This is a genomic window from Nonlabens antarcticus, from assembly GCF_015356755.1.
Taxonomy (GTDB): domain Bacteria; phylum Bacteroidota; class Bacteroidia; order Flavobacteriales; family Flavobacteriaceae; genus Nonlabens; species Nonlabens antarcticus.
Window position 1 is genome coordinate 326812 of sequence record NZ_JADFCO010000065.1, and the last position, 23170, is coordinate 349981.

Consider the following 23170-nt stretch of genomic DNA (forward strand, 5'->3'; position numbering starts at 1 on the left):
ATGTATTCCGCTTTCGCGAAAGCGAACTCATTAAAGTCTTATTTGTACGATCTAGTTTTAAGCTCCACATTGTCAAATATGAGCTCTTCTTTGTGCAATTCTGAGTCACGAGGATTCTCGTTGTAACCCCATGCAGCAACGTAAGCGTAGTTTTCATCATCACGCAACGCCTCACCATCCTCAGTCTGATATTCCTCCCGGAAGTGACCACCACAACTTTCGTTACGATCCAATGCGTCTTTTGCAAACAGCTCACCCAGTTCTAGAAAGTCAGCTACACGGCCGGCTTTCTCTAGCTCTTGGTTTTTAGTATCTGCACTTCCAGAAACTTTTACGTTTTTCCAGAAATCAGCTCTTAATTCGCTTATTTCATCCATGGCAGATCTCAAGTCTGGAGCATTACGGGACATCCCACATTTGTTCCACATGATAAGACCTAGTTTCTTATGATAATAATCTACAGAATGCGTGCCAGTAGCATTCATCAGTTTCTCGATACGTCCTCTGGTATCTTTTTCCGCTTGCTCAAATTCTGGCGTATCGGTAGAAATCTCTCCAGTACGTATTTCATGTGACAGGTAATCACCTATAGTATAAGGTAATACAAAATATCCATCAGCAAGACCTTGCATTAATGCACTTGCTCCCAGACGGTTTGCACCGTGATCAGAGAAGTTAGCTTCTCCAGCAGCAAAACATCCCGGAATAGTCGTTTGTAAGTTATAATCTACCCAAAGTCCGCCCATAGTATAGTGAACAGCTGGGAAAATCTTCATAGGCACTTCATAAGGATTCTCATCTGCTATGTTTTGATACATATCAAATAAATTACCATACTTTTTCTTGATCACTTCTTTACCCAATTTGATCATTTCCTCCTCAGAAGGATTCTTATGACCATGAGTTAATGCTTCCACTTTCCCGTAACGTTTGAACGCTGCTTCAAAATCAAGATAAACAGCATTACCCGTTTTATTTACACCAAATCCTGCATCACAACGCTCTTTGGCCGCTCTAGAAGCTACATCTCTAGGTACGAGGTTACCAAATGCTGGATAACGACGTTCCAGATAATAATCTCTATCCTCTTCCTTAAGGTCAACGCCACGTTTCTTACCATCGCGTATTGCCTGTGCGTCTTCTTCTTTTTTGGGAACCCAAATACGCCCATCATTTCTCAACGATTCTGACATAAGGGTTAATTTTGATTGATGCTCGCCACTTACTGGAATACAAGTAGGGTGAATCTGTGTGTAGCAAGGATTTGCAAAGTAAGCACCACGACGGTGCGTTCTCCATGCTGCCATAACATTACTTCCCATAGCATTAGTGGATAGGAAAAATACATTTCCATAACCACCAGAAGCGATTACCACTGCATGAGCACCATGACGTTCGATCTCGCCTGTGACTAGATTACGGGCGATAATCCCACGAGCTTTACCATCCACGATCACAAGATCTAACATCTCGTGACGGTTAAAAGGAACCACTTTACCGCGGTTGATCTGTCTATTTAACGAGGAATAAGCTCCTAGTAATAGCTGTTGTCCTGTCTGTCCAGCGGCATAAAAGGTTCTGGAAACTAGAACCCCACCAAAAGAGCGATTGTCTAGCAATCCACCATATTCACGGGCAAAAGGAACTCCTTGAGCCACACACTGGTCAATAATATTAGAAGAAACCTCTGCCAGTCGGTAGGTGTTTGCTTCTCTAGAGCGGTAATCACCACCCTTTATAGTGTCGTAAAATAAGCGATAGTTTGAATCACCATCACCTTGATAATTTTTTGCGGCATTAATTCCCCCTTGTGCTGCAATCGAGTGCGCACGACGTGGCGAGTCATTGTAGCAAAATGTTTTTACGTTATATCCTAATTCACCTAATGTTGCAGCAGCAGAGCTGCCCGCAAGTCCGGTTCCCACAACGATAACATCAATGTTACGTTTGTTTGCCGGGTTTACAAGGTTGATATTATTTTTATGATTGACCCACTTTTCATCTAAAGGTCCTTCGGGTACTTTTGAATCTAAAACTGCCATAATTATGCTGCTATATGATTAAAATGATGGTAAAGAGCGATAAAAACAAATCCTGCCGGGATCAAAATAGCCCATGCATAAGTGAATTTTCTAAACCCATCACCCTGTTTTACGCTTTTCACACCCATTGATTGGAAAGAGCTGTTGAACCCGTGCCACAAGTGAAGTGCTAATAAAACAAATGATCCTACGTAAATCCATGTTCTCACTGGATCTACAAATTTCTCTCTTAATTCCTCAATATATCTTGTAGGATCCTCTACACCTACAGTAATGTATTTATAATCTATTTCATGAATCCAAAAGTCATAAAAATGCAATCCTAGAAAAGCCAAAACCACGGCTCCTGTGTAGATCATATTTCTAGACACCCAGGTGGAGTTAGAGTTTCCATCAAATCTCTTGTATTTTATAGGGCGTGCTTTATTATTTCTAATTTCAAGAACAATTCCCATTATAAAGTGAACAATTACACCTGCAATAAGGATGGGTTGCAATATAAATTGCACCAGCGGGTTGTAGCCCATAAAGTGTGACCACTCATTAAAAGTATCTGGGGCAATGACTGAAGTAATGTTGATGGTAAAGTGCTGAGTTAGAAAAACAACCAGGAATAAACCTGAAAGTGCCATAACCCATTTACGTGCAAGAGAAGATTTTACTAATGCGCTCATGTATTGGTTTTTAATTTAGTGCAAAGATAGTGGCGAATGCTGCCATATTCAATTAAGGCCTTTGTAATATCGGTTTTGCTAGCATTATTTGGATTCAATCTTAATAATTCCTGAGCCTTAGATTATTCCTTTACAAGGTTTCAGTCGAACATTTTGTGCTCAAATTACATTGTTGAATGTCGTCTGTTCTTTCTAAATCCTTCCGCTTTCGCGAAAGCGAACTCCTGAAAAAAACAGATTTCAGAAAACGACATTCCGTTCTAATAGGAGACTTTGGAAAACCTGTTTAATGTATTAAAGAAACTATAAACGCGGCTACCGCAATTGGGAAATCTAGTAATTTGTGTCAGTAAATCACAAAGAATTATCAGTTTGACTAGTAATACAGCGATTTCTACTTCAGAAGATGACACCTTTAATAGCGTGATGGAAAATATTTCTAACGGGCTGCGCAGCATGTTTGAAATTCCAGGGCAAGGGTTTATACATCTAGAACCAGAGCTACCGTTTTTATTCCTTCACAGAATAAAACCTAATGATGCCGGGACAAAGAGACTGGCAAAAAGTGGTGCGTCATACCTTATTATAGGAGACGTTTCTGCTTTTGAATATGGCAAGCTAATTACTCAAGTTAGTGAAGCAATGACCAGCAAACACAATGCGTTCCTGATCGTCGATATTTATAGTGGCAGCTATGGCTCAACAGATTTTAAGATTCATGCACCAGAGTCCCGTTTGCCTGCCTCGATGGAAGCATTGAAACATGAATTACATAAGATTAGAGTAAGCGATGAGGCCCCATATTTAGGGGTAACCGTGGATAATGAAGTGGTTGCTGTAGAAGGTGTTTCGGTTTTGCCATGTTCTAGTGACGAGGTTCTTGATTGTGGTGCTACATTAATTCATATAGAAGTTCCGCCGGTTTATCGCAGTTCTCAGGGTGTTTTGTTTCCCGTATTTTTTAGAAGATTCCGCGATCATTTTTCTAGAGCATTGCAGAAGGCAATTTTTGAATTCATACGGGTGCAGACGACTTCTGGAATTCCCAGTTTTTCGGCTATTGGGAAAAGGAATATTCATGAAGAATTATATAAGCTGGACAAACAGCTCACAGATATTGAATCCTCATTTAGTCTATTAATGTTAGTTGCTCCGGTTAATATTAACAACATAAGGGAAACATTTTTTGAGAGTGGTTTTAAAGAAGTTCCAGACTACCATTATAGATTGTTGCCTGTAGATCCTGACCGGCTTAAGCGCAAACTTTTTAATTTACGTATTGATGAAATTGACGACCCGGCGCTGGCCTTCTTATACAGTGAAAAACGGGAAGAACTTGACAAACAACTATCAATGCTTAAAGAGCGAGGTAGCAGAAACTTTTTCTACAGCAGCATAAGATTATTTCATGGGGTGGAAAAAGACCTTAAAAAAGAAGCCGAAAATATTCTTTCCATTCTTCCAGAAGAACAAGAGCCCGATCCATCAGAGTTGATAAATGCCTTTCAATTTAAAGAACTGGTGCAACAAGAATTTAATTTCTTTAAAAAACAGGACTCTGGATTTCAAAGTAAAGTTCATATTAAAGAGGATCTCAACGTGATGATGGTCTCACAGGGTGAATTCTACTTACCTAAGAACTATAAGTTAACGCATAAGGAGGCAAATGCATTGCTACAACACGAGATAGGAACTCACGTTTTGACATACTATAATGGTTCAAAACAACCTTTATCTCAGCTAAAAGCAGGTCTGGCAGACTATGACACATTGCAGGAAGGTCTTGCGGTGATGTCTGAGTTTTTAAGTGGCTCCATCACCCCTAACAGATTGCGAACGCTTGCTGGCCGTGTTGTTGCTGGCGATGCTTTAATGCAAGGCTGCAATTTTAAGGATATGTTTGACTTGCTTAAAAACACCTATGGATTCAGCAAGGATCGCGCGTTCAATATCGTCTCTAGAATGTTTCAGGGTGGCGGGTTTTTGAAAGATATTATTTACCTAAAAGGATTTGTGCAATTGCGCCATTACCTAAATTCTGGTGGTGATCTGGAACTATTGTTATCTGGGAAATTTGCGCTCCATCATGTAAATATTATTCAGGAATTAATAGAACGACAAGTGTTGATAGCACCGGTGATAAAACCACGATACCTGCAAATGGATTGCTATAAAGACCAGATGAAAGAAACAACTGCAGGAACCTATCTTGCCCAAATGATAAAAAAATGAAAATATGTTTTGTATTAAGTGCGATAGCTACTGAAAAAAGCGGCTCCAGCATCCGCCTAATTACTCAGGCTCATGACCGTAAGCATGAGGTTTACGTCTGCGGTGTGGGCGGCTTTACCTTTAATAGTAACGGACCTATCGAAATAGAAGCGGTTAAGATTCCGAAATCTGCTAAAAAACGCTCGCCAGATGAAACCCTAGAATACCTTCAAGGCAAAAAACCAGAGTTTTTCAACTCCACAGATCTGGATGTATTATTCCTAAGAAACAACCCTACAGAAGAATCAGGAGAACGACAGTGGGCAGAGTTTTCGGGAATTGGATTTGGTCAGATGATTCAGGATAGTGGCGTTTTAGTATTAAACGATGCACATACGTTGGCTAACGCTTTTATAGACAAACTCTATTTTGAAACGCTGCCAGAATATATCAAACCTAAGAGCATTATTACTCGCGATAAGGATCGTTTGATGAAATTTTATGAGGAAATGGGCAATAAAATGGTGCTCAAGCCGCTGGAAGGTTCTGGTGGCCAGAATGTATATATGATCGACAAGCACGAGAAGAATATTACCCAGATTATTGAGACTATTGCGCGGGAGGGTTATGTGATTGCACAGGAATTCCTTCCAGAAGTAAAGCATGGCGACGTGCGCGTTTTGTTGCTCAATGGAAGAGTTGTGGAAGAAGATGGCAAGAAAGGAATTATCCGCAGAGTGGCTAGTGAAGGAGAGTTCCGTAGTAATTTTTCTTTGGGAGCAACGGCAGACAGCAGTGAATTGACGCCCGCCATGCAAGAAATTGTGGACATTGTCGCGCCTAAATTGATCAAGGACGGCCTGTTTTTCGTCGGCCTGGATATTGTAGATGATAAATTGATCGAGATCAACCTTCTCAGTCCGGGCGGTTTGGAACGTTTCAAAGACATCGGTTTACCAGATTTTTCTAAGAGTATTATCGAGGCGATTGAGCACAAGGTGCACTATAGAGAAAAATACCAGGGTGAATTGAGCAACAAAGTTTTGGCGGCAATGGATTAAAAATGGTAGGGTAAAACTCTGAGATTTTGCTCGCTTTGTGTTGAGTTCGCTTTCGCGAAAGCGGACTCATATAAGAGACTTTACCCTACGAATTGCAGTATGAAATCGAAAACATTGAGAATTTCATTTAGTGAAAATATGACCTCCAAAACAATAAATAATGAAGCGAATAATAGATAGATATAGCAGCAAAGGCGACGGGCCGCTGGTTTTTGTAACTGCGGCAGTGCACGGCAATGAACCCAGCGGCGTACGAGCACTAGAAGAAGTTTTCAAACAATTGAGAGCCAGCAATGCCTCTATAAATGGGACTTTAATAGGGCTGCGAGGAAATAAAGTCGCCCTACAAAAGGCGGTCAGATATATAGACGAGGATTTAAACAGAACCTGGAAACCCAAGAAAATCGTCAAACTCATCAAAGACACCAACGAAGAACTGGAGATGGAAGAAATCATCGAGATTCTTGACATGGAACTTGCTCATCATCGAGGGCATAAAGCTTATTTCCTGGATTGTCACACGACATCATCCCGGAGTGCGCCCTACATGTCAGTTCAAGTAAAGAATGATAATGACGAGTGGGCGCATAAATTCCCGACCTATATCGTTCGTGGTTTCAGCGATATTGTCAATGGCAGCATCGATCATTATTTTACGGATCGTGGACTGACTGGATTTACTTTTGAGGCCGGACAACACGATGATCCAGCATCTGAAAAACACCACCAAAGCATGATCTGGTTAATGCTTAAAGAAGCCTGCGGACTCGCTTTGTCAAGAATTGCAACGTATCCTCAATGTGTGGAAAGCTTGAAAAATGATGCGCCAGATCAAAAGACTTTTGAAATTATCCACAGACACGAGATTAGGGAAGGGGACGATTTCAAAATGAAATTAGGTTTTGACAATTTCCAAAAAATCTCCAAAGGGGAAATCCTCGCGACTAGCAATGGCATCGAACTCAAAAGCACCTGGGATGCTTTCATTTTTATGCCACTGTATCAAGGACAGGGAAATGATGGCTTTTTTGTGATTGAAGAGGTGTGACGCTTTTATTTCATAAGGGCAGGCTCAAGCCTGCCCTTATGAAAACCAATGATGGAAAAATAATGGATCATTTGCAAAAAATAGGCGTGGACAGGTTGTTGTCGTCTATGCAAAACAACCAAGAGTGGTTGAAGTTGTTCTAAGTTTTGAACCTAGTTCTTAAAATCCATTCAAGCTCTGTGGAACTTCAACCTATGCGTCTTTGTGGCGAAAGGCACGAATCCACCTTTCCTATTTCTATGAAAGGAGTTTTAATATTTATTTCATAAGGATGGACTTAAGTCCACCCTTATGAAATAATGTATGCCAAAGGTTCCTTGCCTATTCCCATAACTATTGGGACTGCATCCTACGTTCTTTTGCGTGTCTAAAGCATAAAATAGATTGTTGTCGTGTACGACAAAACAATCACGAACGGTTTACGGCGAATCCTTAAGATGAAAAACCTGAACTCCAGATTAAGCTCACTTAACTTCAACCTATTCGTCATTGTGGCTATCGCCACGAATTCACCTTTCCTATTTCTATAAAAAATGGGTATAGTAAATCCTATTTCACCTCCAGACTCTCCACAGCGCTCCCGCCCTTCCCGCTCAATTTCACAGTATACTTTCCAGCCGGCAAGTAATACCTTCCATTATCTCCTTTTTTGGGAGAATCTTTTTTATCAAAACGCTTCACTCCAGATTCAGAAACCGATCCATCGTATTCATAGAAATTCAATCCCGCATCGCTATCGATTGTGAATTCTTGTATGGTTTTGCCTTCAGCATTCATCACTTCCAGTTTTGTTTTACCTGCTTCTGGGCTGTAATAGGAAATTTCAACAGAAGGTTCTGGACTTTCATCGCTCAGAAATCGAGTACTACCGTAACGACTGGAAGCTCTAAAGCCATTTACAGCTGCTATCTTAAGCTTCTTACTGGTATATCCCGTTACTTTTTCCTCAGACCCAGCTTTTATTAAAGACAAGGCATCCAGATTTGCTTTGTATATAGATCGACCGTGAGTTCCAACTAAAAGATCGTTGGATTTGGGTTGGATTTTTAAGTCATGCACAGCAACTGGCGGCATATCTGCATTTAAGAGGGACCATGCTCCTGCTTGCTCTGCCACCCAAACAGCATTATCAGTTCCCACAAAAATCATATTTTCATCAGATGGATGCTCGATAATTACATTTACGGGAGAAACAGGTAATCCAGTACTTATGTTTGTCCAGGTCTGTCCTGCATTTTCACTCATATATACATAAGGAGTAAAATCATCTGCACGGTAATTATTTAAGGTTACATAAACGCGATCTTTTTTATGCTGGGAAGCAACGACCCTGCTTACCCACAAATCCGATGGCCAGTCGCCATTTAGTTTGGTCCAATTTGCACCTCCATCTTTCGTTAATTGCACTAATCCATCATCGGAACCGGTATAAATCATTCCAAATTGGAAAGGAGATTCACTGATAGCTGTTAGCGTACCATAAGCCACATTACCTTCCTTTCCACCTTGTGTCAAATCAGGAGAAATAGTTGTAAAGTCAGTTCCCTGGTTCATGCTACGGTGTAACTTATTACCACCTAAATATAAAACATCCTGATTATGGGAGCTCAGCAAGATAGGAGTCTGCCAGTTGAAACGATACGGCGATTCACCCAGTTCGTGTTTGGGTTGGATATAAGCACGCTCTCCAGTTTTTCTATTGAGGCGATAATAATTACCGAATTGGAACCCGGTATAAACAATATCTTTATTTCTGGAATCGATCTGTACCTGCATTCCATCGCCACCCATAATGGATTCCCATGGATACTGACCCTGTTGTTGCCAGGAGCGATCCTCACGAGCATTATTTGCACCTACCCAGACGCCGTTATCTTGCAAACCACCATAAACGTTATAGGGTTCTTCCATATCATAATTGATGTAGTAAAACTGACCCACGCTAGGGGAGTTATTTTTAATCCAGGTTTCCCCATCGTCATAAGAAATATTTAATCCACCGTCATTTCCATTGATCAAATGACCACCTTTATTAGGGTTCACCCATAATGCATGATGGTCTGCATGAACATTTTCTCGAGAAATATTGACCCAATTTTTTCCACCATCTGCAGACTTTATAATGGGAACACCCATAACATATAACTTTTGAACATCACTAGGATCCACTCTTACTTCTCCAAAATAATACCCGTAGCTATAAAACACATCATCTAATTGACCCTCATGTGTTTTTACCCAGGTTTTCCCGCCATTATCAGATCTATATAGCTCTGCACCTTTAACGGGTGTGTCAAAAAGTTGGGTGTTTGCATCTTCCAGATATAAGGAGAGGTCCGCTGGTTTAGCCATACCACCACGTATCATGTTCTTTACGTTCTGAGCGCGGTATTTTTCATGAAAACCATTTTCCTTTAGGTATTCGTTCAGCGTTTTATCTTCTAAGGATAAAAATGCATCCATGGTCATTCCCTGAAAATCTGACTTGTTTAAGGATTGAGAAGAGCTCGCTTTCGCGGAAGCGTCATCCTCCACTTTGTCTCTTCTAAACTGGGAATCATGAAGTGCATAAATAGTGTTCTCATCATAAACAGCTAGGCCTATTCTTCCCACGCCGCTGCCGGTTGGGAAACCGCTTGCTTCTGTAGATATTTTATTCCAAGTCTGACCAGCATCGGTGCTTTTGTAAATTGCACTCGCGTCCCCATCTCCATCAAAATTCCAGGCTTTTCGATCCTTTTCCCAACTTGTAGCATACATAATGTTGAAATTATTAGGAACCGTTGCTAGATCTATGAAACCTGCCATATTTGTTCCCTCTAAGGTTCTGTTCCATGTAGACCCTCCATCCATAGTAATATAAATCCCACGATCATCACTTAAGGAATATAAAGGTCCGGTTACCGCTACCACAACGTGATCTGCATTTTTTGGATCGATCAAAATGCGTCCGATGTGTTGAGAAGCAGGTAACATAGGTTTGCTCCACGTCTTGCCCCAATCTGTTGATTTTAAAACACCAATTCCGGCATAACTACTGCGGCTAGAATTATTTTCTCCAGTACCTGCCCAGATGGTTTTAGACTGCCAGTCTACCGCAATATCTCCTAGATTGATAGTACCGGCGTTATCCATAATAGGAGTAAAGCTTGTACCGTTATTTTTAGTATGCCATAGACCACCACTGGCATAAGCAACCATTATTTCAGTGGGATCCACTGGATTTACATCTACATCAACTACACGTCCAGACATTACTGTCGGACCTATATTATCAAATTTTAGATTTTTGTAAAAAGAGTTTTCCGCATCGGTTTGCAGGCTTTCAACACCTTCTAAAACCTGCGCTGCAGGCGTGGGTTGTTGCGCAAAAAGCGCGGAACTTAAAATAAGTGAGACGGCGAGTAATGGGTATTTCATTTGGTAAACTTTAGGTAGCGTGAAGATAAGCAAGCTATTATTGTTTTGGAAACTAGGTCATTTACAATTATTATAACAGTAATGCTTGATGGTCTGCTTAATTTTGAAAGATAACTTCTTTTCTATGAGTAAACTAGTCCTCCCATTACTTGCTATTCTATTGCTGGTAAGCTGTAGAGAGCAGACTGACAAAGATTTAAAGGACTCAAATCCTGTAGAAATGGAAGTACAACCAGTCAATATGGGCAAATATTCCCAAAATTTGCAAGACGTTTTTGCCGCTCACGGTGGTCTAGAAAAGTGGAATAATATGCATAGTTTGACTTTTACCATGCCTGGAGAGAATAAAGATGAAGTTCAAACCATTGATCTCAAGACCCGTAAAACCTTTATTAAAACCGAGAAGTATGATTTAGGTTTTGATGGTGAAAAGATATGGCTGCAACAAGACAGCACCTATTTTAAACCGGAGCGTGCAGAGTTCTATTATAATCTTATGTTCTATTTCTATGCAATGCCTTTTGTCCTCGCAGACGATGGAATTACCTATACAGACGTGCCTGCTCTAGAAATGAATGGCGTTAGTTATCCCGGTATTAAAGTGAGTTATGACGCAGGAATCGGCAACTCTCCAGATGATGAATACATCCTTTATTACGATCCTTCCACAAAACAAATGGCGTGGTTGAGTTATACGGTGACCTATGGTAAAGAGGGCAAATCTGATAAATTGAGCTACATCAACTATAATAAGTGGCAGGAAATCAACGGGCTTTTATTGCCTGAAGAATTGACTTGGTACAACGTGGAGAATGGAAAACCTACGGAGCCTAGTGGACCAGCAAGAAAATTTACCAAGGTGGACATTGACGCCGCTGCCATGGATAATTCCATGTATGAAAAACCCAGCGCTGGTGTTTTTGTGAATGAATAGTTCCTCGTGACAGTGCTTAAATCATAAACTACTCTGCTTTCTTTTGAGTTGGCAATAGTTAGAATGTTGAATCAATTCGCTTTCGCGAAAGCGAACTCAAACCAAAGCCTATTAACAATAAATAATATTTCATGAAATACAAACAAATAGACAACACACTTTTCAAGACGAATCGTAAGAATTTTATGGCCCAAATGAAGCCTAAAAGTCTTGCAGCGTTCAATTCTAACGATGTTTTTAAAACGGGAGCAGACAGTACCATGCCCTTCAAACAGCATCGCGACATATTTTATTTAAGCGGTGCAGATCAAGAAGATACAATTCTAGTTTTGTTTCCAGATTGCCCAGATCCAGCCCATCGCGAGGTTCTTTTTGTAACGGAAACGAACGAACATATTGCCGTATGGGAAGGCGAGAAGCTGACTAAAGAAACTGCAACAGAGGTCACGGGAATCGATACGATTTACTGGCTTAAAGATTTTGACAAGAAGTTTTTTGAAATGATGGTTCAGGCAGAAACCATCTATTTCAACACAAACGAGCATTATCGTCAGTCAGTAGAAATGCAGACGCGCGAGGATCGTTTTATCCTCAAAACCAAAGCGCAATTTCCAGCTCACAACTATGCTAAAAGTGCACCGATCATGCAACGTTTGCGTGCGGTGAAGCACCCGCTAGAGATTGAATTGATGCAAAACGCCTGTGATATTACGAATTCTGGTTTACGCAGAGTCTTGAACTTTGTGAAGCCAGGAGTTATGGAATATGAGATTGAGGCAGAGTTTCTGCATGAGTTTATCAAGAGCCGTAGCGATGGTTTTGCTTACACACCTATTATTGCCAGTGGTAACAGCGCAAATGTGCTGCACTACATTGAGAACAAAAATGAATGTAAGGATGGCGATTTGATATTAATGGATGTAGGTGCCACTTATGCAAATTATTCTGCAGATATGTCGCGTACAATTCCTGTAAATGGGAAATTTACTAAACGTCAAAAAGAAGTTTACAATGCCGTAAATAGAGTTAAAGAAGCCGCACAAAAAATGCTGGTTCCAGGAAATCTATGGAAAGAATATCACGTTGAAGTGGGCAATTTGATGACGAGTGAATTGTTAGGATTAGGCTTACTTGATAAGGCAGATGTCAAAAATGAGGATAAGGACTGGCCAGCCTATAAGAAGTACTTCATGCATGGAACGTCGCATCATATAGGTCTGGACACGCATGATTATGGATTGCTATGGGAACCTATGCAAGCGGGAAATGTGTTCACGGTAGAGCCGGGAATCTACATTCCAGAAGAAGGATTTGGCATCCGATTGGAAGATGACCTCGTCATTCAGGAAAAAGGGGATCCGGTGAATTTGATGGGCGATATTCCCATTGAAGCAGACGAGATTGAGGAGTTGATGAATTCATAAATCCTGACGGTTGACGGGTTGAAGACCGATGTTTGACGTAACACGACTTGCGTTCCCTGTGGGAATTCTTGTGATGTAAGATTTAAGACAGTCTTGTCGTGAGGATTTTGACAACCGCCGTTTGACCTAAGGCGACTTACGTTTCTTGGGGGACCTCTTGTAACCTAGAACAGAGGATATTTATTTTACGACTTACAAATGCAAAAACGGCTGTTCTTTTTGAACAGCCGTTTTTTCTTTTCATAGGGGTAGATTTAAATCTACCCCTATGAAAAGACGCCTTTGCATCAGCTCTGATATTCTTGTATCATACATCAAGACCGCTGGATTGCAGCCCAAGATCAAAACTTTATTCTCAGGGGCGTGATTCAATCCGCTCTACCAGAAAAAACGGAAGCATATTTATTAGTCTTAGGTCATACGTCAGAGCCTGGACCTGGTTGCTGAGTGGAACCAAAGTACAGCTCCGAACAATCCTGTCGTTCGTCAAAAAAATTGGAACTCAGTTTCAGAGCAACATCTTATTCTCTGGGGCGGAATTCATTCCACCCTTACTAAGTCATTTGTCATACGTCAGTGAGCCTGGAGCTGTTTGCTGAGCGGAGCAGAAGCACAGCTACAGACAAGCCAGTCGTTTGTCAGAAAATTTAATTCTTGTCACTCTCGGGAGTAACACCTTCTTCAATAGCATAACAATTCACTCCTGCAAATAAATAAGTCAATACAGCATCCTTTTCAGACGTGGAAAATATGGCGTTCAATGACTCTGTTTTCTCTAAATAACCCAGAGAGGTTTTAATAGGTTTTACATCTGAAACAGCAGGTATCTCACTGCGTTTTTTGCCTACTGTCAGGCCACTCGTTGTTTTAAATTGGGTAGCATATTTATCTCTGGATTGAAGATTCCAGCCTGAAAGTTTTGAACTGGTTCCAGTACCTTTAAAATTGAGCGAGATATATTCATTCCATTTAACAATGTGCACTTGGGCTCCATTACAATTGTTTTCAATAGCGTCGCTACTAGGTTTTCCTAAATAAGTAGTCATTTTTTCAATAATCCCACTTGCAGATTGACCAAAACTCAGTTTATCCTGCCTACCACTAGAGTCAAATAAAATAATACCGTCAGAACTTAATACGCTGGCCTTATAATTCTTTGAAACTATGGGCTTCGCGGTATTTATTTTTTCAGTTTCGTCAGGTGAGGTTATAACTTTTCCCGCCTCTACATTAGTAGTTGGATTTGACTTCGTTTGTTCTTCAGAATCAACTGCGCTAGAAGAAGTAGTTTTCGACTTTTCCTCTATTTCATAGGTAGTTACGTCATTTGATCTACTGTCTGTGTTTGGTACTACAGAGAGTTCACTTTCTTCCATGGTTTCTGAAGAATCCTGATCCTTGCAGCTTGATAGACCGGTAAGAACTGCAAATAAAGCTAAAAGTATAAACTGTTTCATGGGATCTATTTTAACCAAATCTATCTAAAGTTCTGATCATAAACTCTTAACGCTAGCCCAAAATGAAAAGAGGGTCGTTTGTCGCTATCAAATCCCGTGGCGTACCTTTGTATCTATGGCGAGAGACGAGCAACTTAAGGAACGATGGGAACGCACTACGGCTTTTTTTCAAAAGAGTTTTAGTGATGGTGAGGCGATGGATCTGGACGCGATCCTGTTTATGATAGGTGTTCAGGAACTGGGTCAGTTGCACCGCAAGTTCCAGAAGGATGAGAAATACCAGCTCATGCACATTGCAATTTGCCGGGTGTTAGAACCATATGGTTATTATGAGTTTTCACACTTTGACGAGGACAAATGGCCACATTATAGCGTGCTTCAAAACCTGCCATCCCTCAAGGCCGGTGAACAGTCATTGCTTATGAAGGAAGCAATTGTCAACTACATGCTCGATGCAGAGATCATTGATTAACCTATAAAATTTACTTTGTAAACAAGTTTGAGGGAGTTCGCTTTCGCGAAAGCGGAATTACCATTGCTTTAGAAACAGCTATTTAAAGTCTAACTATTCCTCGTCCTCGCGCTTCTTATCAAAACTGCCTAATTTTTTACTGCGCTTTTCCCAATTTTTGCGTGCGAGCATTTGCATATCCTCCACGTTGTCGCTTTCATCCATAATTTCCAGACCTAACATGGTCTCGATAATGTCTTCCATCGTGACAAGTCCCTGGACGCTGCCATAATCATCCAGTACTAATGCAACATGTTCTTTGCTGGCGATCATCTGGTCAAAGAGTTTTGGAATAGCTAGATCAGATCGAACCAGCGTGATCTCCCGACGTAAATCCTCTAGGGTTTCCGCAGGTTTATTGTGGATGATATCTTCTAAAATGGCATCTTTCAACACATAGCCAGTGACGTCATCCCTATTCTTTCCATAAATAGGAATACGCGAAAAACGCAATTCTTTGTCAGCCTGAAAAAAGTCCTTGATCAACATGGATTGAGGTGCCATAAACATTACAGATCGAGGTGTCATCACATCTTTAACCTTTATCTGATTAAAATTCATCAGGCTTTTAATAAACTGACCTTCAGATGGATGGAAAACGCCTTCTTCCTCGGCGGTTTCTGTTATGGAAATAAATTCTTCCCGGGTCATCGTATTCATATGAGCGCTCTTCCCTATGGCCTTAGTTGTCAATTGCAGCACCCATAAAATTCCTGTGTATTTCAAAGCTGCAACCATTACTACAAGTACGCGTGTAGAAAAACCAGCCAGATTTTGCCAGTACGTGGCACCTATGGTTTTAGGAATGATCTCAGAAACTACTAAAATCAATAATGTCATTATTCCAGAGACTACACCTACTAGTGGTATGCCTAAAACAGCAGCCTGAAAGCCTTCAGAAACCATACTTTCTGCCTGTACTCCTACAAGTATGGCACCTACAGTGTGAGCAAGTGTGTTGAGTGTCAGTATTGCAATAAGCGGTTTGTCCACATCGTTTTTAAGTTCGTTGAGTGCATCTGTGTAAGAGGCACCGTCCTGACTTTTCATTTTTATAAAGTTGGGGGTAATGGATAGCAAGACGGCTTCCAGTATAGAACATAAAAAAGAAAAGAAAATCGATATGACAGCGTAAAGGATTAATAATCCCATGGTGGTTGTTTTAGGTAAAAATAAGGAAAGGGATTTGTGGTTCTAGTTAAGTTTTATAAAATAACTGAATTCGGACTGTTTTCATCAGCATTAACTAATAGGATCTTTAAAAGATGAATTATAGTTTCCTTTTTACGATTTCAAGTTGCTTTGAGTCAGTCGGTGATTAGTCTGGAACACTATACATCATTCCTTAATTGAGATGACTGTTAGCAGCTAGAGAATTTAATTAACTAGAATTTGAAGGCTAATGATTTTGAAACTGCGAGAAACTAGGACGGTTTTGTATTTAATGTCACACGACAACCTTAGCAAAATAACTAGCAATCAAACTGGCACCAACGATTTTGATGATGGTTAACTGTTGCATGATTTTGACCTAATCTGTGTATTTTAAAAATTCCACTACTTTTTCTTATTCCGCTTTCGCGAAAGCGAGAAAATATTCCTACTTCTCTTTCTGTAAAAAGTTTTTAATGTCCTTGTGCGATCCACAGACCACAAGAATATCGCCAGGATTGAGCATATCATTTGGATTTGCAACGCCACGCACGCGATCTTCCTTACGGCTGCTTCCTATCAGCGGTTTTACATCGATTTGCTTGATTGTGGTTAAAATTAGAAGGTGATATTCTTCTCTAATTTTAATCTCCCGTATGGTTTTGTTCTCATAACTTTTAGGAAGGTCAACTTCCACAACGCTATATTCTGAGCTCAATTCAAAGGAATCCACGACGCCTTTAAAAATCAGCTTCTTTGCCCAGCGCTCTGCAGATTCCTCTTCTGGATGGACAATGCGATCCACACCTATGGCCATAAGCACTTTCTCGTGTATGGGGCTGATGGACCGGCTGATCAATTTTTTGACTTTGAAATTTTTGAAAAGTGCGGTGGACATTACGTTGGCACCTTGGTTTTCTCCTATTGCCACGATGACCAGATCTGTATCTTTTAGAGGAAGACCACTAACGGTAAACTCGTCTGTAGCATCCATGCAAATCGTATGGGAAATGCGCTCCTTATAATGATCTACCCGATTCATATTGATGTCGATGCCTATGATTTCGTGACCTTCGGCGGTCAGTTTTTCTCCCAGTGACGCGCCAAAACTTCCCAACCCTACAATGATACATTTCATAATGCGATTCTTTAATTGATGGTGATTTCTTCCACCGGATACCTATAATTTTTCTGCTTCATTTTTTTGACAAATGCAATCATGACGGTTAACATGCTTACCCTTCCTACAAACATGACGGCCACGAGAATCAATTTACTCATGGAGGTAAGTTGTGCGGTCAAACCTATGCTCAATCCCACGGTACTGTATGCCGAAAAACACTCAAAAGCAATGCTCAACAAACTCATCTCGCTATCAAAGTAAGAGATGCCTATGATTGCAAAACCTATCACCATTAAGGATAGTGAAATCACGGCAAAGGCGCGCCGCACAGAGATATCTGCAACTTCCCTACGGTAAACCTCGATTCTTGATTTTCCTTTGGCAAGGCTCAAGAAGTTTAGAGTGGCAATTGCAAAAGTGTTCGTTTTAATCCCTCCACCAGTAGAAGCTGGTGAGGCTCCAATCCACATGAGGAGGAAAATCATCATAATCGTGGAAAAATGAAGAGCACTCATATCCACCGTATTGAATCCCGCTGTACGTGGCGTTGCTCCGCCAAATAGTGCCGTAACCACTTTTCCAAAACCACTCAGCCCAGCCAGCGTATTATCATATTCATTGATGTAGAATAAAAGCGCGCCTCCCACGAACAATATACTAGTAGTAATAAGAGTGATGCGGCTGTTGAGGTTCAAAACCCAGGGACGACTGGATTGTTCCTTACGGGTTAAGAAAAACATTTTTTTTGCAATAAAATATTTGACGTAATTGAACAGATTCACCACGATTGGGAAACCAAGGCCACCCAAGACAAAACAGCCTATCAAGATCAAGTGTAAAAAATAATTCGTGCTATATCCGCTTTCATAAAGATTGTTAGAAAGTGTAGAAAATCCGGCATTACAAAACGCAGAAACTGAATGGAATATAGAAAAATAAATACGCTCGTAAAACGATTCAAATAATTTAGGATCCAGACTGAAATAAATCAGAATTGCGGCAAAGAACTCAATCATGAAGGTGATAAAAATCACTCGCTTGAGCGTAGAAAAAACCTCGCCTATTTTATTGGAACCCGTCATGTCCGTCAACGTTAGCTGAGTTTCATAGGTTGTCCCTCCTTTAAAAAAGTAACTGAAATAACTCGCAAAGGTCAAGATTCCCAGACCTCCTATTTGAATCAGCACTATGATGATGGTCTGTCCAAAAATTGTAAAATAGGTGGCTGTATCCACCACAATCAAGCCTGTCACACAAACGGCACTAGTCGCTGTGAATAATGCATCTACAAAGGAAAGCCCGTCATAGGTAGCTTTAGGTAACATTAGTAGGAAGGATCCCAATAGAATAATTCCAAAAAAGCTCAAAATAAACAGCTGTGCTGGATTGAGATAGGTGCGTTTGAAATTGATATTCAATTCAAAAAACTCCCTGATAAATGTCAGAATAATCGCAACCTTGACCCAGGTATCATTATATAAAAAAGAGATATGACGTGATGCCTCTTCCCCAAAAAAATGAGCGACTAGAACAAATACGGTAAATGCAATACTAAAGGCATCAAAAACAAGAACCTTAGGTTTATAGGTTTTACGTTGTGTTAGATATCGAACTATGGTAGTGAAAATACCTACGACAACGATAAAGAAGTAGAAGGCATTGAGATACGTCTGGACTTCAGAACTTTGATCAAAACCAAAATCCACAACAAACAAAACAATACCTAGGACGCTAATTAGGAATGCAAACCGGAAGAGGTAAGAAAAACTTTTTTTAAAAATTGACTCGTTAAGTCGCATATAAAACAAGCTACAGATTCTTATAATTCTGTAGTAGGTTAATCGCTCACTGGTACTTATTGATGTTTGTTATAACGATTAATCAACCGCAAAGTTCGCAATTAATGGCTTACATAAGCTGAAATTCAGGGCTAAATTCTTTTTCTGTGGAGGTTCCTAGATTATGACTGTAGCAATTGTGCCACATCCTTGGCAAAATAACTAGCGATTAAACTAGCGCCAGCACGTTTAATGGCCATCACTTGCTCCATCATTACAGCGTCATGATCCAGCCAACCGCGTTCTGCTGCAGCTTTGAGCATGGCATATTCACCACTAACTTGGTAGACGGCAATGGGAAGTTCCATTTCATTGGACAGGTCGCGTACGATATCCAGATAACACAATCCTGGTTTCACCATTAAAATATCAGCACCCTCATCGATGTCCATCAGTGATTCCCGAATAGCCTCAGATCTGTTGGAAGGATCCATTTGGTATGATTTCTTATCGCCAAAACCAGGCGCACTATCCAGCGCATCCCTAAACGGGCCATAAAAAGCACTCGCATATTTTGCACTGTAGCTCATGATCCCACAATCGATAAAATTGTTTTCCTCTAGTGCCTCGCGTATGTAAAGAATACGACCGTCCATCATATCGCTGGGTGCGACCATATTTGCTCCTGCCTGTGCGTGGGAAACGCTCATTTGTGCTAGCACATCACAAGTCGGGTCATTTACTATTTTTCCATCTTCCACGATACCGTCATGACCATAACTGGAATAAGGATCCAGTGCTACATCTGTCATTACATACATTTCTGGAACGGCATTTTTAACTGTTTTGATGGCGCGTTGCATCAATCCATCGGCATTTAGGGCTTCTGTTCCTTTGTTGTCCTTTAAATTGTCAGGAACTTTTACAAAAAGCAAAACGCTTTTTAGGCCTAGATTCCACAATTCTTGAACCTCTTTTTCCAAAAGATCCAGACTGTACCGGTAATAGTTAGGCATACTGGCGATTTCTTCCTTAACGCTTTTGCCTTCCACCACAAATAGCGGTACGATAAAATCGTTGGCCGTTACCTTCGTTTCTTGAACCAGTGATCTTATGGCAGCGCTGGTACGTAATCTTCTATTTCTTCTTAGTGGATACATAAGGCAATTTCAGTTTTATAAGCAGCTGTTCAAATCCCGCCGAATAATCTGGCGAACTGAATACTACTTTTTTACTATCGTTATAAATTTCAATTTGACCAGCGTTATTGTGAGCTTTTTCGCTGGAGTTCATGCTGAGCGCAGCCGAAGTACGAAAGCGGTCTCCCACAAAGGTATTGATCAAAACAACATCATCATAAGAAAGCTCTCGTCTTAACGTCTCTTGAGGGCTAAAAAACGCGATTTCGTTGTTCAAAAATCCCATTCGGTACTCTGTGCCATTTTTCATCATGAATCTGATATTGAAATCTTGCGTATCAAATATGGAATTGATATTAGGTATGCTAGGTTCTAATTCTTTTTGACAAGAAATGATTAGGAGCAGAGGTAGTAGTAGGAAGAGGTTTTTCATAGATTAAACGTAGTTCTTAATGGTTCGTAGAATCTTCCCGCTGATATAGAATGCCAGCTCCCTGACGTAAGATTCGCATCCCGGCTAGCTTTTACGAGAGGAATGCACAAGGATAGATTGTTCCTCGGTCTTTAGACCGATGCAATCAGGAGTGGTTGAAGGTGCAGCACCATTGAACCTAGCTCAGAGGTTACGTCCAAGCTCACGGCACCTTCAACCCATCCGTCTCACAATCAGCTATCGCTGATTTGTGATCCACCTTCCCTCTTTTTAGGGAAGGAGCTTTTTGTTTTTCAATTTCGGTAAAACAATAATGATATAATAATTATCATTCTGCGCTCGAATCTTAACCTCAAGGTTCTAACACGGTAAGATTTGCAAATTTACTATTCCGCGTTCGACTTGGAACTTTCCGTCGGCATCGCGACATCTCATAAAACATCTAATTCTTTTTCAAAATCGTACTGCTCGCCTGCGCGGTACACATCACGGTCAAATCTGCAATGTTAACGTGTGGAGGTCTTGTGATGGCAAAATGGATGACATCTGCAATATCCTCTGGTACAAGCGGTTCAAAGCCTTGATAAACTTTTTCGGCGCGATCGCTGTCACCCTTGAAACGCACTTCGCTGAAATTGGTGTGCACTAATCCTGGATTTACAGCGCCTACTCTGATGGAGTAAGGATTTAGGTCCAGTCGCATCCCTATGGTAATCGCATCCACCGCGTGTTTACTCCCACAATAAACGTTGCCTTTAGGGTACACTTCTTTTCCGGCCGTTGAACCTATATTAATAATATGTCCTGATTTGCGCTCTCGCATTTGCGGTATTACGGCATGACTCACATAAAGCAATCCTTTCACATTAATATCTATCATGGCATCCCAATCGTCTATACTTCCCGTATCGATGGGATCCAGACCGTGCGCATTTCCTGCATTATTGATCAAAACATCGATTTGTTGAAAGGCTTTGGAAAGGCTTCCAATTTTCTCCTGAATGACCTTTTTATCACGCACATCAAATTCCAGCGTGGTCACTTCGGTTAGCTTTCCCAGTTCTGATTGAAGATCGGCTAGTTTCTCGGTATTACGACCGCAGAGGATTAGTTTGAAGTTATTTTCAGCCAGCAAGTGCGCTGTGGCAAGGCCTATCCCGCTGGTGGCTCCTGTAATTAAAACAGTTTTCATGTTGTGGTTTTCCACAAAAGTAACGAGAAATCCTCAGCCATTTTCCCGGATTTATATAAGGTTCAGGATTAAACTTTCCACTGGGTTTTAAGTCTTACCAGCGTATTTCATGGGAGTTTGATGATTGTTGAAATTGCGCTTTCGCGAAAGCGTTACACCAATAATAATTTTGCTGGTAACTTGATAAAAGTTCAAAAGCGTTGAGCTTACTTCCATAAATCTCAAAAAAGACATTAAATAGGGTTGGTTATTCAGTCATTGATTTATAATTTTATCCTGATTTTAAGGCGTTAGCCACACAAGAACAAGTATTTTTAGACGTTAGAAACGAGTACCAAAATAGGAATATATGAATCAGGAGCAACCGCCGGTGGATATTGCCAGTATCAATGACAGAGTCCAGGCAGAAAGTGCCTTTATCACGCCACTCGTGGCCGAAATGAATAAGGTTATTGTGGGTCAACAATACATGATCGACCGATTATTAATAGGGCTTCTGGGCCGCGGACATATTCTTCTGGAAGGAGTTCCAGGTCTTGCAAAAACCCTAGCGATTACAACACTTTCACAGTGTGTGAGTGCCAGTTTCTCAAGGATTCAGTTTACACCAGACCTGCTACCGGCAGACGTCGTGGGTACACTGATCTATAACATGAAGGATGCCGATTTCTCCATACGTAAAGGGCCGATTTTTGCCAACTTCGTTCTTGCAGACGAGATCAACCGGGCACCTGCTAAAGTGCAGTCTGCGCTTTTAGAGGCGATGCAGGAAAAGCAGGTGACGATAGGCGATACCACCTTTAAACTGGAGCGTCCATTCTTAGTAATGGCGACACAAAATCCAGTAGATCAGGAAGGAACCTACCCATTACCAGAAGCGCAGATGGACCGTTTTATGCTTAAAACCGTGATCGATTATCCGTCGATAGCTGATGAACAACATATCATGCGGGCTAACCTTAAGAAAGATTTTCCAACCCCTAATCCAGTTGTTTCCCCAGAACAGATTCTACGCGCTCAGGATGCGGTGGAATTGGTTTATATGGATGAAAAGATTGAAAAATATATTCTAGACATCATTTTTGCGACTCGATACCCGGAAAAATATAACTTACCTGATCTGAAACCATTGATCAGTTTTGGAGCATCGCCACGTGGATCGATCAATCTTGCCAAAGCTGCAAAATGCTACGCATTTATCAAACGCCGCGGTTATGTTATTCCAGAAGATGTACGCGCCGTTGTACTAGACGTCCTGCGTCACAGAATAGGAATCACCTATGAAGCAGAAGCAGAGAATTACACCACAGAGGATATCGTGAACAAGATAGTTAATACGATTGAGGTACCGTAGCGAGTTATGAGTTCGAAGTTATGAGTTCAGAGTTTTCTGTTATGACTTATGACTGCAGAGTTATGAGGATTTTTAAAATTCCAAATTCCAAAAACAAACAAACAAAAACTCATCTGTTCGCCGCAGGCGGACATCTTCCCAAAGGGAAGAGGTTTTAAAAAAGGAATACAATATTGAAATTAACTTGTTTTCCCTTTTGGGAAATGTCCAAGGGATA

At 40.8% G+C, this 23170-nt stretch carries 18 protein-coding genes; 7 read left to right on the forward strand and 11 right to left on the reverse strand.

Annotation, left to right across the window (positions count from 1 at the left end; genetic code table 11):
• Positions 1 to 38 precede the first annotated feature (38 nt).
• Positions 39 to 2042 (reverse strand): fumarate reductase/succinate dehydrogenase flavoprotein subunit, encoded by a 2004-nt coding sequence (locus IQ282_RS09575; protein WP_194851637.1) that lies wholly within the window; start codon positions 2040 to 2042, stop codon positions 39 to 41.
• Between the two features lie 2 nt (positions 2043 to 2044).
• A complete protein-coding gene (locus IQ282_RS09580) occupies positions 2045 to 2716 on the reverse strand; it encodes a succinate dehydrogenase cytochrome b subunit (protein WP_194851638.1) in 672 nt (223 codons plus the stop codon).
• 372 nt (positions 2717 to 3088) lie between these two features.
• Between IQ282_RS09580 and IQ282_RS09585 the strand changes: the two genes are divergently transcribed.
• From IQ282_RS09585 to IQ282_RS09595, 3 genes are all read left to right on the forward strand, one after another.
• Positions 3089 to 4948, forward strand: coding sequence for a flavohemoglobin expression-modulating QEGLA motif protein (locus tag IQ282_RS09585; protein ID WP_194851639.1), 1860 nt, complete (start codon positions 3089 to 3091; stop codon positions 4946 to 4948).
• Positions 4945 to 5988 carry a glutathione synthetase gene (locus tag IQ282_RS09590; RefSeq protein WP_194851640.1) on the forward strand — a complete coding sequence of 348 codons (1044 nt, stop codon included), beginning with the start codon at positions 4945 to 4947 and terminating at the stop codon, positions 5986 to 5988. The genes IQ282_RS09585 and IQ282_RS09590 overlap by 4 nt, the downstream gene beginning before the upstream one ends.
• Before the next feature lie 160 nt (positions 5989 to 6148).
• Positions 6149 to 7036, forward strand: coding sequence for a M14 family metallopeptidase (locus IQ282_RS09595; RefSeq protein WP_194851641.1), 888 nt, complete (start codon positions 6149 to 6151; stop codon positions 7034 to 7036).
• Between the two features lie 549 nt (positions 7037 to 7585).
• Here IQ282_RS09595 and IQ282_RS09600 read toward each other — a convergent pair.
• Positions 7586 to 10456, reverse strand: coding sequence for a WD40/YVTN/BNR-like repeat-containing protein (locus tag IQ282_RS09600; protein ID WP_194851642.1), 2871 nt, complete (start codon positions 10454 to 10456; stop codon positions 7586 to 7588).
• Between the two features lie 124 nt (positions 10457 to 10580).
• Between IQ282_RS09600 and IQ282_RS09605 the strand changes: the two genes are divergently transcribed.
• Together IQ282_RS09605 and IQ282_RS09610 are read left to right on the forward strand one after the other, a co-directional pair.
• On the forward strand, positions 10581 to 11390 hold the full coding sequence (locus IQ282_RS09605; RefSeq protein WP_194851643.1) for a DUF6503 family protein: 810 nt from the start codon (positions 10581 to 10583) through the stop codon (positions 11388 to 11390).
• Between the two features lie 131 nt (positions 11391 to 11521).
• A complete protein-coding gene (locus IQ282_RS09610; protein ID WP_194851644.1) occupies positions 11522 to 12814 on the forward strand; it encodes an aminopeptidase P family protein in 1293 nt (430 codons plus the stop codon).
• A gap of 647 nt (positions 12815 to 13461) precedes the next feature.
• On the opposite strand, the gene IQ282_RS09615 is transcribed toward IQ282_RS09610, so the two are convergent.
• Positions 13462 to 14271, reverse strand: a complete 810-nt coding sequence (locus tag IQ282_RS09615; protein ID WP_194851645.1) for a hypothetical protein — start codon at positions 14269 to 14271, stop codon at positions 13462 to 13464.
• Positions 14272 to 14386: 115 nt separating this feature from the next.
• Between IQ282_RS09615 and IQ282_RS09620 the strand changes: the two genes are divergently transcribed.
• The gene (locus IQ282_RS09620) at positions 14387 to 14743 is read left to right on the forward strand and encodes a hypothetical protein (protein ID WP_194851646.1); all 357 of its coding nucleotides are present in this window, start codon (positions 14387 to 14389) and stop codon (positions 14741 to 14743) included.
• A gap of 93 nt (positions 14744 to 14836) precedes the next feature.
• On the opposite strand, the gene IQ282_RS09625 is transcribed toward IQ282_RS09620, so the two are convergent.
• The 7 genes from IQ282_RS09625 to IQ282_RS09655 all read right to left on the reverse strand — a co-directional run bounded on the left by IQ282_RS09625 (position 14837) and on the right by IQ282_RS09655 (position 21833).
• Entirely contained in the window at positions 14837 to 15934 is a 1098-nt protein-coding gene (locus tag IQ282_RS09625; RefSeq protein ID WP_194851647.1) for a CNNM domain-containing protein, read from the reverse strand.
• 448 nt (positions 15935 to 16382) lie between these two features.
• Complete coding sequence (locus IQ282_RS09630; protein WP_194851648.1) at positions 16383 to 17072, reverse strand: potassium channel family protein; 690 nt, start codon at positions 17070 to 17072, stop codon at positions 16383 to 16385.
• A gap of 11 nt (positions 17073 to 17083) precedes the next feature.
• On the reverse strand, positions 17084 to 18856 hold the full coding sequence (locus IQ282_RS09635; protein WP_194851649.1) for a TrkH family potassium uptake protein: 1773 nt from the start codon (positions 18854 to 18856) through the stop codon (positions 17084 to 17086).
• Positions 18857 to 19017: 161 nt separating this feature from the next.
• Positions 19018 to 19995 (reverse strand): porphobilinogen synthase, encoded by a 978-nt coding sequence (hemB, locus tag IQ282_RS09640; protein WP_194851650.1) that lies wholly within the window; start codon positions 19993 to 19995, stop codon positions 19018 to 19020.
• Entirely contained in the window at positions 19973 to 20407 is a 435-nt protein-coding gene (locus IQ282_RS09645; RefSeq protein ID WP_194851651.1) for a hypothetical protein, read from the reverse strand. Before IQ282_RS09645 ends, hemB begins: the two co-directional genes overlap by 23 nt.
• Before the next feature lie 442 nt (positions 20408 to 20849).
• Complete coding sequence (locus tag IQ282_RS09650; protein WP_194851652.1) at positions 20850 to 21599, reverse strand: SDR family NAD(P)-dependent oxidoreductase; 750 nt, start codon at positions 21597 to 21599, stop codon at positions 20850 to 20852.
• 87 nt (positions 21600 to 21686) lie between these two features.
• Complete coding sequence (locus IQ282_RS09655) at positions 21687 to 21833, reverse strand: hypothetical protein (protein ID WP_194851653.1); 147 nt, start codon at positions 21831 to 21833, stop codon at positions 21687 to 21689.
• Between the two features lie 115 nt (positions 21834 to 21948).
• Between IQ282_RS09655 and IQ282_RS09660 the strand changes: the two genes are divergently transcribed.
• Positions 21949 to 22953 carry an AAA family ATPase gene (locus IQ282_RS09660; RefSeq protein ID WP_194851654.1) on the forward strand — a complete coding sequence of 335 codons (1005 nt, stop codon included), beginning with the start codon at positions 21949 to 21951 and terminating at the stop codon, positions 22951 to 22953.
• Positions 22954 to 23170: the final 217 nt, after the last annotated feature.